At 41.5% G+C, this 13,260-nt stretch carries 14 protein-coding genes; 9 read left to right on the top strand and 5 right to left on the bottom strand.

Going from position 1 to position 13,260, the window contains the following annotated elements; translation table 11 throughout:
• Positions 1-11 precede the first annotated feature (11 nt).
• Together ALT761_RS04500 and ALT761_RS04495 are read left to right on the top strand one after the other, a co-directional pair.
• Positions 12-1,397, top strand: a complete 1,386-nt coding sequence (locus tag ALT761_RS04500) for a hypothetical protein (RefSeq protein WP_129736895.1) — start codon at positions 12-14, stop codon at positions 1,395-1,397.
• On the top strand, positions 1,397-2,266 hold the full coding sequence (locus ALT761_RS04495) for a hypothetical protein (RefSeq protein ID WP_129736893.1): 870 nt from the start codon (positions 1,397-1,399) through the stop codon (positions 2,264-2,266). The genes ALT761_RS04500 and ALT761_RS04495 overlap by 1 nt, the downstream gene beginning before the upstream one ends.
• Positions 2,267-2,501: 235 nt before the next feature.
• On the opposite strand, the gene ALT761_RS04490 is transcribed toward ALT761_RS04495, so the two are convergent.
• On the bottom strand, positions 2,502-3,050 hold the full coding sequence (locus ALT761_RS04490) for a J domain-containing protein (protein WP_129736891.1): 549 nt from the start codon (positions 3,048-3,050) through the stop codon (positions 2,502-2,504).
• Positions 3,051-3,398: 348 nt separating this feature from the next.
• Between ALT761_RS04490 and ALT761_RS04485 the strand changes: the two genes are divergently transcribed.
• The 4 genes from ALT761_RS04485 to ALT761_RS04470 all read left to right on the top strand — a co-directional run bounded on the left by ALT761_RS04485 (position 3,399) and on the right by ALT761_RS04470 (position 7,774).
• Complete coding sequence (locus ALT761_RS04485) at positions 3,399-3,602, top strand: hypothetical protein (protein WP_129736889.1); 204 nt, start codon at positions 3,399-3,401, stop codon at positions 3,600-3,602.
• Between the two features lie 112 nt (positions 3,603-3,714).
• Positions 3,715-5,391 carry a hypothetical protein gene (locus ALT761_RS04480; protein WP_129736888.1) on the top strand — a complete coding sequence of 559 codons (1,677 nt, stop codon included), beginning with the start codon at positions 3,715-3,717 and terminating at the stop codon, positions 5,389-5,391.
• Between the two features lie 713 nt (positions 5,392-6,104).
• Complete coding sequence (locus ALT761_RS04475; RefSeq protein WP_013785200.1) at positions 6,105-6,518, top strand: LexA family protein; 414 nt, start codon at positions 6,105-6,107, stop codon at positions 6,516-6,518.
• Positions 6,518-7,774, top strand: a complete 1,257-nt coding sequence (locus ALT761_RS04470) for a Y-family DNA polymerase (RefSeq protein WP_129736886.1) — start codon at positions 6,518-6,520, stop codon at positions 7,772-7,774. Before ALT761_RS04475 ends, ALT761_RS04470 begins: the two co-directional genes overlap by 1 nt.
• A gap of 58 nt (positions 7,775-7,832) precedes the next feature.
• Here ALT761_RS04470 and ALT761_RS04465 read toward each other — a convergent pair whose 3' ends face one another.
• The 3 genes from ALT761_RS04465 to ALT761_RS04455 form a co-directional block, all read right to left on the bottom strand.
• A complete protein-coding gene (locus ALT761_RS04465; RefSeq protein WP_129736884.1) occupies positions 7,833-8,261 on the bottom strand; it encodes a GFA family protein in 429 nt (142 codons plus the stop codon).
• Between the two features lie 67 nt (positions 8,262-8,328).
• Complete coding sequence (locus ALT761_RS04460; RefSeq protein ID WP_129740562.1) at positions 8,329-8,991, bottom strand: GNAT family N-acetyltransferase; 663 nt, start codon at positions 8,989-8,991, stop codon at positions 8,329-8,331.
• A 141-nt stretch (positions 8,992-9,132) separates the two neighbouring features.
• Complete coding sequence (locus tag ALT761_RS04455; protein ID WP_013785204.1) at positions 9,133-9,498, bottom strand: DUF3192 domain-containing protein; 366 nt, start codon at positions 9,496-9,498, stop codon at positions 9,133-9,135.
• A gap of 245 nt (positions 9,499-9,743) precedes the next feature.
• On the opposite strand from ALT761_RS04455, the gene ALT761_RS04450 reads away from it, so the two are divergent.
• Positions 9,744-10,034, top strand: a complete 291-nt coding sequence (locus tag ALT761_RS04450; RefSeq protein ID WP_129736882.1) for a hypothetical protein — start codon at positions 9,744-9,746, stop codon at positions 10,032-10,034.
• A gap of 103 nt (positions 10,035-10,137) precedes the next feature.
• Here the strand turns inward: ALT761_RS04450 and syd are convergent, their stop codons facing one another.
• The gene (gene syd, locus ALT761_RS04445) at positions 10,138-10,695 is read right to left on the bottom strand and encodes a SecY-interacting protein (RefSeq protein ID WP_129736880.1); all 558 of its coding nucleotides are present in this window, start codon (positions 10,693-10,695) and stop codon (positions 10,138-10,140) included.
• Positions 10,696-10,794: 99 nt separating this feature from the next.
• On the opposite strand from syd, the gene queF reads away from it, so the two are divergent.
• Both queF and ALT761_RS04435 read left to right on the top strand, forming a co-directional pair.
• Positions 10,795-11,646, top strand: coding sequence for an NADPH-dependent 7-cyano-7-deazaguanine reductase QueF (queF, locus tag ALT761_RS04440; RefSeq protein ID WP_129736879.1), 852 nt, complete (start codon positions 10,795-10,797; stop codon positions 11,644-11,646).
• Between the two features lie 72 nt (positions 11,647-11,718).
• On the top strand, positions 11,719-13,260 hold the full coding sequence (locus ALT761_RS04435; RefSeq protein ID WP_129736877.1) for a GGDEF domain-containing protein: 1,542 nt from the start codon (positions 11,719-11,721) through the stop codon (positions 13,258-13,260).

Here is a 13,260-nt window from a genome sequence, read left to right as displayed (position 1 = left end):
CAGAGAGTATCATGCAGTCAAAGTATCTTTCGGGTTTAAGTTTAAAAAGTATTGAGAAGCACGCAATCAGAAAGCTGTTTATTACAGCTGTTATTGTAGGCAGTATCGGCATAGCGTTTGGCACGATTATCGGTTCACCTTGGGTAGCTATTGCCGTGCCTGTACTTGTATTGTCAGGCTATATCGCTTGGACTGTGCGAGCTGAGGTAGACGTTCCTGCCCTCATTATTGGGGACAGCTACTATTACCTTGGCTTTATTTTAACGCTTGTGGCGCTAACTGCTTCTCTGGTGTCGTTAGGTGACGCAGACGTTTCTATTTCAAATATTATCGGCTCATTCGGTGCTGCAATGACGACGACAATCATAGGATTAGTCGCACGTTTAGTAACTACGACCTTTTCTATGGAGTCAACGGAGCGCCGAGAAAGATTGGACCGTGAAATTGAACGGGAAATTGACAGGTTTCTAGCCCAACTTCGCACGATGACAGAAAAAGTCACTGGCGATTTTGTTGCCATTACCACAGATATTGGTCAGGCGGCACTTGATACAAAGGATGCATTTAAGAACACAGGAGATGAACTGAATACCACGACAAAGGCAATCAGTGAAAAAATTGACATGTCAGTGAATGACTTGTGTTCTCGGATCAATCAGGTGAAAGTCGATCCGCATTTAGTCGAGAAATCGGTGACGAATGCATTGGAAACATTCTCTTCCGAAACCTCGGCACTTTCTGTGAGCTATAAGGACGCTACGGACAAAGTCGCCGCCGTGAATGGGCAATTGGTCACGCAGTATGAGTCGTTCGAAGATTCCATGTCGAAACGTCAGGATAAACTCATTGGTATTTTCAGCGAAAGTGCAAAAGAGCAGGTCGAGGTCCTGAATCGTTCACTCGAAAGTGTCGCTGCGGCGGTTGCGGGCAACAAAGGTGAGCTACAGAGTCTGACCACAGAATCAAAACAAGCCATGGCGGATGCGACGCAGGCATACATTGAACAGGTTGAGGCTCAAAAAGCGGTTATTAGGGAAATAAACAACAATATTGAGGACGTGAAAGTGGTATCGCTATCAGCTGCCAAGATCATGAATAAACACCATGAGGTGCTGGAAAAGGAAGCTGCGCTGTTTGATGAGAAGAGCGGTTCTATTGCTACTTTAAGAGAACTTAATGAAAGCCTCATTGCTTCATTGGCAAGTGCGAAAAAACATATTGAGTTACAGGATGATGTGCTGGCGGCGTCGTCGCAAAAAATGGAGACCTCATTATCTGCTGTTGAACAAGCGTCTCTGTCTCTGAAGTCCATGAACGAGCTTGCTGCAAAAGATCTCAGGGAACTCTACAACAGTCTGACTTCTGCCCTGCAACAATTTGAGGCAAAAGTGGATTAATGAGCAATATTTCTCCCGATAAGTCTCAATCCATCATTGAGACATCGCTGACAGAACTTGCATTTATCTTTTTTTTCATTTTGCTAGCGTTCGCAGCACTGAAAATTGGGGAACTGGTAGCTAAAGAAGATGAGGCTTTACAGGAAAACGAGCAACTCGAGGCTCAATTGGATAAAGTGCAACAGGATAACAATACCTTAATTGCGACGTCCTTATCGATTAGGGACGCCGTTAATTCGCCTAGTATGATTTCGCCCGATGCAGTGTTTGATGGATTAGCCGAAGATACTTCGAAGGCGATTAACTACATTCAGCGCCAAAAAGACTTAGAAGCGCAATTACCTGAAAAAGAGATGGGTGCTGAGCAGCTCGACCATTATATCAATGTGGTCAAAATTCTTCAGGCCGCAAATGATGCACAAGACGAGAAATTTTTAGATGAAACACCGGAAGAATTAGCAGAGCGTCTCATGGATGATATGCAGATGCTGAAAGGACAAAATGCCAATCTTCGGCAGCGTTTGGGTGATGAGGGGAATGGACTCGATCATCCCCCTTGTTGGGCTGACGAAGTCGGTAACATTCAATTTGTCTATCAGGTAACCATCCATGAGGACCACTTACTCGTTGACCGTGCATGGCCTGATGTCCTCCAAAGTCGGGTTGATGGCATGCCTTTCATTACAGAAGCATTGGGCCAGTATGGAACCAGGCGGGCTTTTTGGGCGGCCACGAATATGCTTTACCAAGACTCTGTTGCTAAAGAGTGTCGCCACTTCGTGAAAATTGTTGATAAAGCGGACAGCAAAGATTCCTTTAAGTCTTATTTAATTGCTATCGAGCGTCACTTTTATAAGCTTTTATTATGAATACCAACCTAGAAAACAGCGACGAGAGGATCGCTTTTTTAAAGCAGTGTCGGCAGCTAGATACGCTTACAACGCGGAAGAAAAATATGATGACATCACGCCGTTTTTTCAACAAGCTGAAAGGTTTGTTTAAGTGGCGCTAGACTAGCCCCTCTCTCGCTACGACTGTAATGAGCGAGAACCAGACGTTCAGCTAACAAAAAGCAGTGCTATTGTGCATGGCTTATTTTGATTGTTATACGGCAAACTCAGTATACGTTTCTTCATAAGCTTTATTGATAATCTTCATCATTACATGCGACTTGGAACGATCTGGGTGATATATCAAAGATAGTTTTTTATAGTTCTGTTTCAAAACATCAATCTCGCAGTTAGGGTAGATCCCCATAAGATCGTATGCGCTTAAATCATTAAAACTAGGCTCTTTCGATAGCGCTTGATTGAGTTCTTTCTTTAACTTTTCTATACGAATATTTGCTTTCCTAATTGTAGTATTGGCTTCATCGAGTAATGTTTTTTTGACAAATCCTGAATCATTTTCTAGGGATTCAGTAAGAATTAGCCCTAGTAGACCTTTGTTAACTGTTATGTTTTTTTCTGTTCCATGCCTAATAACAATAACTTCTACTTTTTTGCTAACTCCGCTGTCTGATAACTCAATCAGCCTTAATAAATCACCTCTACTATAGACCACAACACCGTTATATTTTTTTATAATATCGTTATTTTTGAACAATGATGAGGTAGAAGGATTTCTTCCGTTTTCTGCTATAACTTTAATCATACGGGTTTAACTCTCACCATCCCTAGTCGTGTCTGCGCTGGCATTACTTTTAATACATTTCTAACCTATTGAAACGCAAGTCATTGACCGCACCTCAATATATTACCATCAACATAGTACAACTTTACGATGCCAAGTCATACTCTTTGAATCGACCAGACTTAAAACTCGTATCGAGCGAGAAACTTAAAATAGATACTTGAAAAAAAATTTGCTTTGGCTCAAAAACACGATTCATTCTATCCATTGATTTTAAACAAACAACTGTCCCCTCCCTTTTTGACATCACAAGAACAAAATGAACCTTCAACTAACGGACACACGTCCCCCAGAAAGTAGAGGTAAATAATGTCCTTTTTTAGAACCTTCAGTGATGACCTTCACGAACTTAACTTTGCGAGCTTATCGCCTGTAGAGAAGAAACGCATTATGCAAGGGCTTTACGATAAAGGTCACGATGTCAATACAATCGCCAAAAAGCTAAATCTCAATGAGTCTTTCGTGCGAAGCAGAATTAATACTCATCGAGGGCGAGGCCCAGCCTTGGCTTAAGTGATAAACATAAGTGTGAGCACTATCTGGCTGATAGCGCTCTCTTTCTCAATGTTGCAATAGCCACAAATATTACTATTCTAACCTTCCTATGACGGAAAAGAATAACTTAATGAAAAAAGATGATTTGACCGCTTACACTGAGTTATTTATCAAGTGTGGTAGTGAAGAGTATATCCCGAGCCCTCAAGCTTATTCTCCATTATATATTCGACTGTATAGTGCCCTTCTAAAGGGAGATAAACCAGAATTTCTGAGTATTGACGATATAGCATTTTTACCTGAATCAACTTTAGAAGATATGAGTTACAGCTCAACCAATTCTTTCGACAGGTATTTGATGGCCAACTACATCTCTCCGTTTGAACTAAGCTACCCCCTTCCAATACCAAAAGAAGATTTAAAATATCAATATCTTAACCAATACTTGTGCCTCAAATACGGCAAAACGTCACAAGAATCTGACAGCTTCAAAACTGATCGGGCTTTCAAAGATGTTCTATCACTATTTCCAAAAAAGCATAGAGATAGCTTTGGGTCGAAAGAGAACAAAAAATACCGCTCTAGCTTTTTCAAATTAATGACTCTTAATTTCAAGCTGTCTCGCGTAAATGAAAAATGGAAGGACCACGCTCGACGCGCATCCCTTTCAAATAGTCCCCATTACCATATGGATACTATAATTGCTTTCAATGGGTTAGATAGCGAAGTATCAAAACAAGCTTCAGCTACCTTCATGACCTTATTTTATGAACTAGACCAAAGTAGCCCTGACGGTGATGACTTTCAACAATCAAGAAATATAGTAGTAATTCCCTCGGCTCTTCATCTGATTGATTTTTCAGTACGAGATAGCTTAGTTGAAACATGGTGTGAGGGTTTAGATAGTGATGAGAGGGTTGAGGAAACATTTGGAGGCATTACAAGCACTCATAAGAAAATCGAGACACAAGTAAATTATGATGATCCACATCATCACTTTTGCGACGTATTAAGAACTGCCATCCTATGCAACGTCCATTACAACAAACTATTAGCTAAACGCGAGTTTGAGAATACAATTTACAAGAATGATGAGTGTGAGCAAGTTTTCCGCTTACTACTAAAAAGCATGCCTTGGTACGTAAAACCGCTAGGAAGAGCGGAGTTGACAGGTCAGATAATAGAGTCGATTCCTAGCATTAAAGAGACCTTGTCGAACAACGTATTTAATGAACAAATATGGTCAATCGCTAAACATCTTAAGCCCTTACTAATCGATCGTATACCTAGCTTATCTGACAGTGCTGCAAATAACTTAAGTGTATTATTTGTTGTTCTGTGTAAACGCAAATTTCCTCGTGTACGTGGTTCATTGCAGGGTGCCAATCGCCCCTATAGCCTCTGGAAGGCTTTAAAAGATGGACACTCGAAAGTCAACAGCGAATCCATGAGCCTATGGGAATACGAATCCATATATCGCCCATCTTTATTGCATATGATGGAGTTAGTGAGCCTATTAGTGATATGGAAATCAGACAATACCATCAATAGATTTGAGCAATTTGTTCAATTTCGAAAAGAAATCTTAGATACTCAGATAATGGTAAATGACGCCCTTGATGGTGAGCATCACAGCCATGTCATAAAACTAGCAAATATACTTTCGCTTCAGAAAGACCCTCTAGGGAATTCAAGCGATGAGCCTGTGTTTATGCGATTTTGGAAAAAGGCCGACCCGAAGATTAAGTCATTGAGAAAACATGTAGATGAACACTTAAAAAGAAAAAGCCTTCGATGGCCTTCATAATGCATTCGGTTTAAATGAGTACAATAATAATCAAAAACACAAACAAAGCTTAAGCAAAATTGGAGAAGCTCTCAAAGTAGAAAAATGATTATCTGTTCACGATGACAATCCGTTTGAATTACGATAAACCTAGTGACTAATAATTTTAACCAGTGAAAGGTAATGATGTCCGCTATTCGCTCATAGTTGAAACTAGAGAACTAAGTCGTGAAGGTCCGGTATACGTACATTGCGGTAGTTCCCTTAGCTTAGCCTTGCATGACCAGTTTTAGCGTAATGTAGCCCGAGGTATTTATTCGGCTTTGCCGCTGCAAATGCAAAAATTTTACGTTTAGATTGGAAGTGATGCTCGTCCAGAATTTACTTTGCTATGTTCGAACTTATTTGTTAAGTATAAAGCTCCTCCAAAGCCATCACCGCGATTAGACTTTGGCTTCGTACTCACTAATAGGCTCGTAAAATGGATATAGCACCTATGAAAATGAGATTTTTGAAAAAAATTCTCTTATCGAATGAAAATAAAAAATCTGACGACCATCAGCCTCCCTACGCCAGCTCTACAAGCTGCTGACAGAGATTCTCACTTTGAATGACGATTGCCATTTTGCCGGTCATTACAGTCGCCATTTAGACGAGTATTTTCTGTACTGAGATTGATTGATGAGTATGAACCCACTAAAATACTGTATAAATAAACAGTATTTTTGAAGTGTATGCTTAAATTTATCCCTATTACAGCACAAGCGGGCATCGTAGGCTTCGAGTCGCCTGCTGCAGAATATACCGAACTAGGCTTGAGTCTAGATTCTCTGCTTATTGATAAACCTGCTGCTACCTTCATTGGCTACGCACAAGGCAAGTCGATGATGGACGATGGCATTCATGACGGCGACCTGCTGATTGTCTCAAGAGCTGAAGATATTTCTGACATGTGCATTATTGTGGCGACCTTAAACGGTGAGTTCGTCTGTAAGCGTGTAGACAAACGCCACGGCTGCTTGCGTTCTTCATCACCCTTGTACAAACCTTACTTTTTAAAAGAAGGCGATGAATTTTCAATAGAAGGGGTGGTAACGCGCTCCATTAGGCTTCACAAGAAACTCTCCCGTCGACTAGGAGGTGAGTAGTGTTTGCGCTAGTAGATGTCACATCTATGTATGCATCGGTCGAGAAAATCTACAACCCTAACCTGCGAAACAAACCCGTTATGGTGTTGAGCAATAACGATGGCTGCGTGGTCGCAGCCTGCCCTATTGCCAAAAGATTAGGGTTTAAAAAGTTCGTACCCTATTTTCAAGTGAAAGAGGAAGCAAAAAAAGCAGGGGTTGTTGTTTGCTCGTCTAACTATGAACTTTATGCCGATGTGTCTTCAAAAATGTTTTCGGTCATGTCTCAATTCTGTGATGAATTGCACGAATACAGTATTGATGAAGCTTTTATGCGCTTTTCGCCACGCCTACATGATAGCGAATGGCTGGCCCTAGGCTATGAGATAAGAAAAACTATTTGGCGTGAGGTAAAGCTTCCCGTGGGCGTTGGATTTGGCCCCACTCCAACCCTTGCTAAAGCAGCTAATCACGCTGCAAAAAAGCTGGACGGCTTTCGAGGTTCAGCGGTTATTAATACGCAGCAAGAAAAGCAGGCATTATTATCCCGCATGGCAGTAGCAGATGTATGGGGTATTGGTGGGCGCTTGGAAAAACGATTGATTGCCATGGGTATTAATAATGCCTATACACTGTCACAACAATCCCCCGCTAAAATGCGTAAGTATTTTTCTATTGTGCTAGAAAATACAGTAAGAGAACTTCAGGGTGAACTAAGAATGACGTGGGATGAGATAAGACCCGCTAAAAAAGAAATTTACAGCACCCGTAGTTTTGGAAAGAGAGTTACCACACAAGATGAATTGAGAGCAGCGTTAGCCACCCACGCTGAAATAGCCACTAAAAAACTACGCGCTCAACACTCACTCGCTCACAGCGCCACCTTCTTTGCGGCAAACTCGCCTCATGACGATAGCAGATATGTTAAGCAGTCGGCGCTTTCCAGCTTTGCTGTTCCTTCCAATGATACTCGACATATTATTCACGCAGCGTCTGATGCGCTCAATAAATTGTTTATTCCAGGCGTGCGTTACTACAAAGTGGGGGTGGGTCTGTTGGACATTTGCGACGAAAAATATCGCCAAGACGATTTATTTACGCCCAATACGGACAACTCGGCATTAATGGCAGTGCTTGATAGTACCAATGCTAGATATGGCAGAAACACGATGCATTTTGGCGCTAGGGGCTTTCAACAAAATTTTGCTATGAAAAGAGACTTCTTAACGAAAAGAGCCACTACCCGATGGGAAGAGATCCCGCGCATTAAGTGTTGATATGTCGGGTAGCTTCTTTCGCGTGTTAATAGCGTTGCTTGCTTTGCCTGTTGGTAACTCAAGACTGTTGAGCGAAATACGCCATAATTTCAGCCTTAGTCATTTCTTTCGTTTTATTTGAAAAGCAATAGTAGTCTGGGCGTTGATCGCTGAAGTACTGCATATCCATTTCTAACCCATCTAGTGCTTGAAATATACCAACAGGTATATTGTATTCGCCGGTCTCATTGAGCCTATAAAACAGATGGGAACCACAGTTGCCACAAAAACCGCGAGAAGCCCAATCTGACGACCGGTGAATGCTTACGTTATTACCCGTAGAGGTTGTGTCTTCGAATTTGACCTGCGTACCGCATTGTAATGCGAACAGCGCCGAACCGCCCCACTGTCTGCAAGAATCACAATGGCAAACAGTGAATTTAGGATTAATATTCTCCGCCTTTACGGTAATAGCCCCGCACAGGCAACTTCCTTGCGCACTTAGCATTTACATACCACCTTATTTATTAAACAACGTAAAGTCCTCACCCAGTATACGCATTGTTTATGACAATTTATGCAGGCTTTCCCCTGAACATTACATCGCCTTTCACGTGAGATAGGCTTAACTCTCCTACCACATTATAGTTATCGTCATTAAAAAAGGGCTTATGTTTTGCTAATGTAACAAACACTGCTACCCCTTCACTTTTAGCATCTTCTTCCACTACGCTGTCAATAGCACCCAATAGTGTATGACCTAGTCCGTGGTGTTGATAATCTGGGTGAACGGCAATGAAACTTAGCATATGAAAGTTAACAGCGGGGACCAATGCTCGCACTTTTTCTTCTTTTTCTAGCATTTGCTTTGTGCCAAAAAGGCCAGCGGTAAGTAGCATACGCAAACGCCAATGCCAGTAACGACCAGAACCAAAAGCAGCGTCTGGCGCGGTAAGGCATGCGACCGCGAGTAGTCGCTCGCCATCGAACAACCCTACAATAGGTTGCTCTGCCACCCAAAAAGCGTTCAATTCTTCTCTGATAGCAGAACGCAACCGACTTTCATAACCTTCTTTTTCAGCCTGAAATATGTCGCTAAAAAGTGGATCATCTACGTACGCATTAAATAATATAGAAGCAGCAACCTTCAAATCATCTACACCAAGGTAAATGGCTTTGATAGCCTCAAGGGATGACACAAGTGGCTCTAATGCTTCATTGACCCCTTGTGCATTCATCACTTGGCCGTCGTTTAGTGTGTCATTTGTCATAGGTGCAGCCCTCAATAATCTACGAATTAATAGTCACAGAAAGCAAAAAGTGACCAATTAATGGTCACTTTACGGCAAAAACACCAAGATGTTAAATTAATGTTACTCTTAATTCATTAGGTGGTAAGCGCTATCACCCCACCCTACTAGGCCACTATCTTTAAATACTATTGGCGTACATTCATCTTTCGTTGTTATGCCATCACCCATGGTTCTTTGAGTACGATAAAACAATACGCGATAGGTACCGTCTTGCTTTTCATAAAGCTCGTTAAAATCAGCCACACCCATTTTTCTTAATACGCTTTCATAGCTCATTCCTGTTTCAAGGTTCGAGATATGTTTGCGATTATTGTATTCTCGGTCTTCTACATCAGTACCATAATGGCTATCACTCCCCCCACCAACAGATACCACGCAACCAGTAAGTAAAAATGATGATGCTAATGCGAGTGGTAAGATAATCGATTTCATGTGATTTCCTCTGATTTTTATCGTTTATAGTTTTGTTATATGCAAATAGGTAATCAAGAATGAGACCAATTATTTAAGCTTATGATTTTAATAGCTTTAGTTAAATTCAGTGATTATTCAATTCATAACACGTGGTTCATTATATTAATTAGTGGTCAGTTTGACACAATTTATTGGTTAAAAACCCTAGCGAAATCAAGCTTAAGTGGATAAGCTGGACCTCTTATAATTTATTGGCCAAAGAAATGTCACTGCAAAACAATAATCTGCAGAAATTAATGATTGTATGTCAGCAAATGGTGCAAAAAGGCACATCGCCTTCTGTTGCACTACTTAGAGCAAAAGCGCCTTTTAAAGCATCGGTAACAGAGGCTATTGAAGCTATCAAACATTTTAATGCGGCGAATGGCGCATCAGATCCTGCATCTCTTAACGGGAAGGAAGTAGAAACCATTGCGTCGCTTTCAAAACGGGTTGCGTTACTTGAACAACAAATGGCGGTGCTACAAAAGCGGCTAGAAGCATCTATTGAGTAGGCCTAAACACTTAATAAAGTCCCTGACGCCACTAACCTTAAGCGCCACCTTCATTGGTAACGACTACATGCCGTGTTTTTTCAGCACGGCATAACACAAAAACTCATTCAGCTCGTAGTGTGGCAATAAATGCCGGTAGGCTTGGCGAAATAACTTTTTTGGGTGGCCTTCCAACTTGTTCTAACACCACTTCTCCAGTGCTATTTAACACACTTAAAACAAAATCATCTTCATCGGTTAATGCAAAAAAGAGTGTTGGCTCTTGTTTCAGTCTCTTTTTCATTAATAGGTGCCCAATTAAATTTTGTTGAAGCCGCTCAAAATCTTCTTCATTCCAAACTTGCAATAACTCACAAGCCCCATGCTCAGCAACTACTGGTAAATTATTACTGAAAAATTGGGTAAAGAACTGACAAAAATCAGCGTTGAGTTTAATGTCCAATGCCTCTTCAACATTCTTAAAGCTTAGCGCAGACTGCTGACTGTCACTTTGGCGTTTGGGCTCCCACGGTACCAATTCCCCCTCATCGCCCTGCTTTAAGTAGCAAGGTGAGGGCCATTGACTATCATAAGGTATAGTCAGCAGACTACCACTGCGCTCGTGGTGGGAAGTGAAAGCACCGATAAGTTGGGTTAATTCATTACTAATTGTTAAGGCCATTATGGGGTTACACCAATATTTTTGAGGTACACTATAGGTATAAGGTGCCAAGTTCAAGTAAGGCGGCACATCTAAAACGGTTAGAATATATAGGTAAATATGACTTCGAAGGTAAACGATAAAATTTCTATTTCTGCGCCCAAGGATCTTTCATTGGGGAAGCAGGTTGAATATGAATTTCATTACAACCCCGACCTACTTCAAGGCGTACCCCGTAGCTTAAGCCGAGATACGTTATCGTTGGATGCTGAAGCCCTGCCCTTTAAAGGTATTGATACATGGACTGGGTACGAACTGTCTTGGCTCAACAAAAAAGGAAAGCCTCACGTAGCCTTGCTTGAATGTAATGTACCTATCACCTCTGTAAACCTCATAGAGTCGAAGTCATTCAAGTTATATTTAAATAGCTTTAATCAAACCGCCTTTGAAAGCTCGGAAGATGTGCGAGCCACACTGGCATCTGACCTGTCAAAATGTGCGGGTGAGCCCGTGATGGTCAGCTTAACGCTTCCCAATCAATTCAATACATTAACTTTTAAAGAATTTGAAGGTGTACTGCTTGATGAACTTGATATCTCAGTTGAAACTTACGAGCCTGACACATCGCTGTTAAAAGTAACGGACGAGAAAAAGGCTGAAACTTTGGTTTCCCACTTACTTAAATCGAATTGCCTTATTACCAGTCAGCCTGACTGGGCCAGTGTGCAGATTCGTTATGAAGGGAGAAGCTTAGATCACGAAGGCTTACTAAAATATTTAATTAGCTTCAGACAGCACAATGAATTTCATGAACAGTGTGTAGAGCGTATTTACTGTGACATTATGCAACACTGCCAACCTGAAAAGTTGACAGTATGCGCGCGTTACACAAGACGTGGAGGGCTCGACATTAATCCTTTCCGCTCAAATTTTGAAACACCCTATGCAAATAAAAGGCAAGCTCGCCAATAATTTAGCGCACAGATTTAATAAAATCACTAAATGTGCAGGATGACTTCACCTAAGGTTGAGTAAACAACAATTATGGACGCCAAACAGCTTCAAACTTATAAGCAACACAATACGCTACTTTCGCAATTTATCGTTCGCTTGTCTGCCTTTTATGAAGGGTTTTCCGACAAAATTGATAGCGAACTACAAATATTGAGAGGGCATTTGTCCGGCACGCCAAACTTTACTCTTGCTACGGTAAGCATCAACAAGCTTAATAGCGCGCTTCAACATCAAGAACTGACATTAAAAAAATACAGTATTGAAACTGTTGCTTTGCTTGAAAGTGCAACTAAGCGTCTTCAAAAAGTAGTGTTTGAAGATGAAGTGCTTCAAAAACGAGCCACACAGCAATTGATAACCCTGAACCAGCCGGTAGGGGATATTTTTAGTATTTACAAGCTATTCCAGCAGGCTATCGAGTTGCATCATGCGGCGTTAGCGAGTAGTGCAGTAAGTGAGCCTGAAGTTGGACAGAATAAGGGTGAAGCACCTGTAGCAGATAACAATAAAGACACTACGGCAAACCCGCTTTATAAGTCTATTTTAGAGGAACTAAACCAACTTATTGCCAGCTATGCCCAGCGCCAACCTGACGACAGTCAATTAGTTGATATACAGAAAAAACTAACGGAAGGCATGTCGGAAGACCAATTGCTTAAAAGCTGTGTTGTTATCCTTCGAATGATAGTGCAAGACGCCATGGCTGAGGCCAGCCTAACTGGCAAGGTTATTCAAAGTTTGCATAACTCCATAGGCAAAATGGGAGGAGACATTCAGCTAAGCATGGAAAATAGCCGGACTCAGTTTGAGCAACGACAAGTCGGTAATGCGCAGCTTCAGTCTCATATTGAAAGTATTGAGGAAGCGGTATCACACAGCGACTCTTTGGAGTCACTAAAAGAACACACACAATTCTGTGTTCAAAATATTGCCAGCACCTTGAATGAACAAGCGCAATTAGACTCTCAAGGTCAAGCGTCGTTAATGGGGTTACTTGGCTCAATGCAAAGCAGAATTGAGCAGCTGCAAAAGCAAACCCTAACCTATAAAAAGAAACTGGCTGAACAAATGATGCTGAGCCAAACCGACCCGCTTACCCGCTTACCTAATCGCCAAGCTTACAATGAAAAGTTATCGAAAGCAGTTCAGTCTTGGCAAGATAACGGCGATGATTTAGCGGTGGCCGTCATCGATATAGACCACTTTAAGTCAATCAACGACCGTTTCGGTCATGCTGCAGGCGATAAAACACTGCAAGTGGTAGGAAAAAACCTTAAACAACAATTAACAGAGAACACCTTTATGGCGCGCTGGGGCGGTGAAGAATTTGTTTTGCTTTTACCCGGTATGAATAAACAAAAAGTCATCAATTTACTTGAAACCATGAGAACTAAACTGGCCTCTTTACCGTTTAAGTTTAAGCAAGAAAAAGTCACTATAACGGCATCATTTGGTGCTTCATTTTTTCATAAAGGTGACACCCCAGACGCTGTTTTCGAACGTGCTGATAACTTGCTATACCAAGCTAAAAATAGCGGGCGCAACCGCGTTATCACTGACAGAGACGAATAA

The organism is Alteromonas sp. 76-1 (assembly GCF_900654235.1).
GTDB lineage: Bacteria > Pseudomonadota > Gammaproteobacteria > Enterobacterales > Alteromonadaceae > Alteromonas > Alteromonas naphthalenivorans.
Note: the sequence above shows the minus strand (reverse complement) of the source record. Positions and strands in the feature narration are given on the sequence as shown.

Excerpts from the sequence above, each read along its gene's own strand:
- ALT761_RS04490 (WP_129736891.1), bottom strand. The coding sequence starts at position 3,050 with ATGATTAAAGTTATAGCAGAAAACGGAAGAAATCCTTCTACCTCATCA.
- ALT761_RS04435 (WP_129736877.1), top strand. The coding sequence starts at position 11,719 with ATGGACGCCAAACAGCTTCAAACTTATAAGCAACACAATACGCTACTT.
- ALT761_RS04465 (WP_129736884.1), bottom strand. The coding sequence starts at position 8,261 with ATGCTAAGTGCGCAAGGAAGTTGCCTGTGCGGGGCTATTACCGTAAAG.
- ALT761_RS04460 (WP_129740562.1), bottom strand. The coding sequence starts at position 8,991 with ATGAATGCACAAGGGGTCAATGAAGCATTAGAGCCACTTGTGTCATCC.
- syd (WP_129736880.1), bottom strand. The coding sequence starts at position 10,695 with ATGGCCTTAACAATTAGTAATGAATTAACCCAACTTATCGGTGCTTTC.
- ALT761_RS04495 (WP_129736893.1), top strand. The coding sequence starts at position 1,397 with ATGAGCAATATTTCTCCCGATAAGTCTCAATCCATCATTGAGACATCG.
- ALT761_RS04500 (WP_129736895.1), top strand. The coding sequence starts at position 12 with ATGCAGTCAAAGTATCTTTCGGGTTTAAGTTTAAAAAGTATTGAGAAG.
- ALT761_RS04450 (WP_129736882.1), top strand. The coding sequence starts at position 9,744 with ATGTCACTGCAAAACAATAATCTGCAGAAATTAATGATTGTATGTCAG.
- queF (WP_129736879.1), top strand. The coding sequence starts at position 10,795 with ATGACTTCGAAGGTAAACGATAAAATTTCTATTTCTGCGCCCAAGGAT.
- ALT761_RS04475 (WP_013785200.1), top strand. The coding sequence starts at position 6,105 with ATGCTTAAATTTATCCCTATTACAGCACAAGCGGGCATCGTAGGCTTC.
- ALT761_RS04485 (WP_129736889.1), top strand. The coding sequence starts at position 3,399 with ATGTCCTTTTTTAGAACCTTCAGTGATGACCTTCACGAACTTAACTTT.
- ALT761_RS04480 (WP_129736888.1), top strand. The coding sequence starts at position 3,715 with ATGAAAAAAGATGATTTGACCGCTTACACTGAGTTATTTATCAAGTGT.
- ALT761_RS04455 (WP_013785204.1), bottom strand. The coding sequence starts at position 9,498 with ATGAAATCGATTATCTTACCACTCGCATTAGCATCATCATTTTTACTT.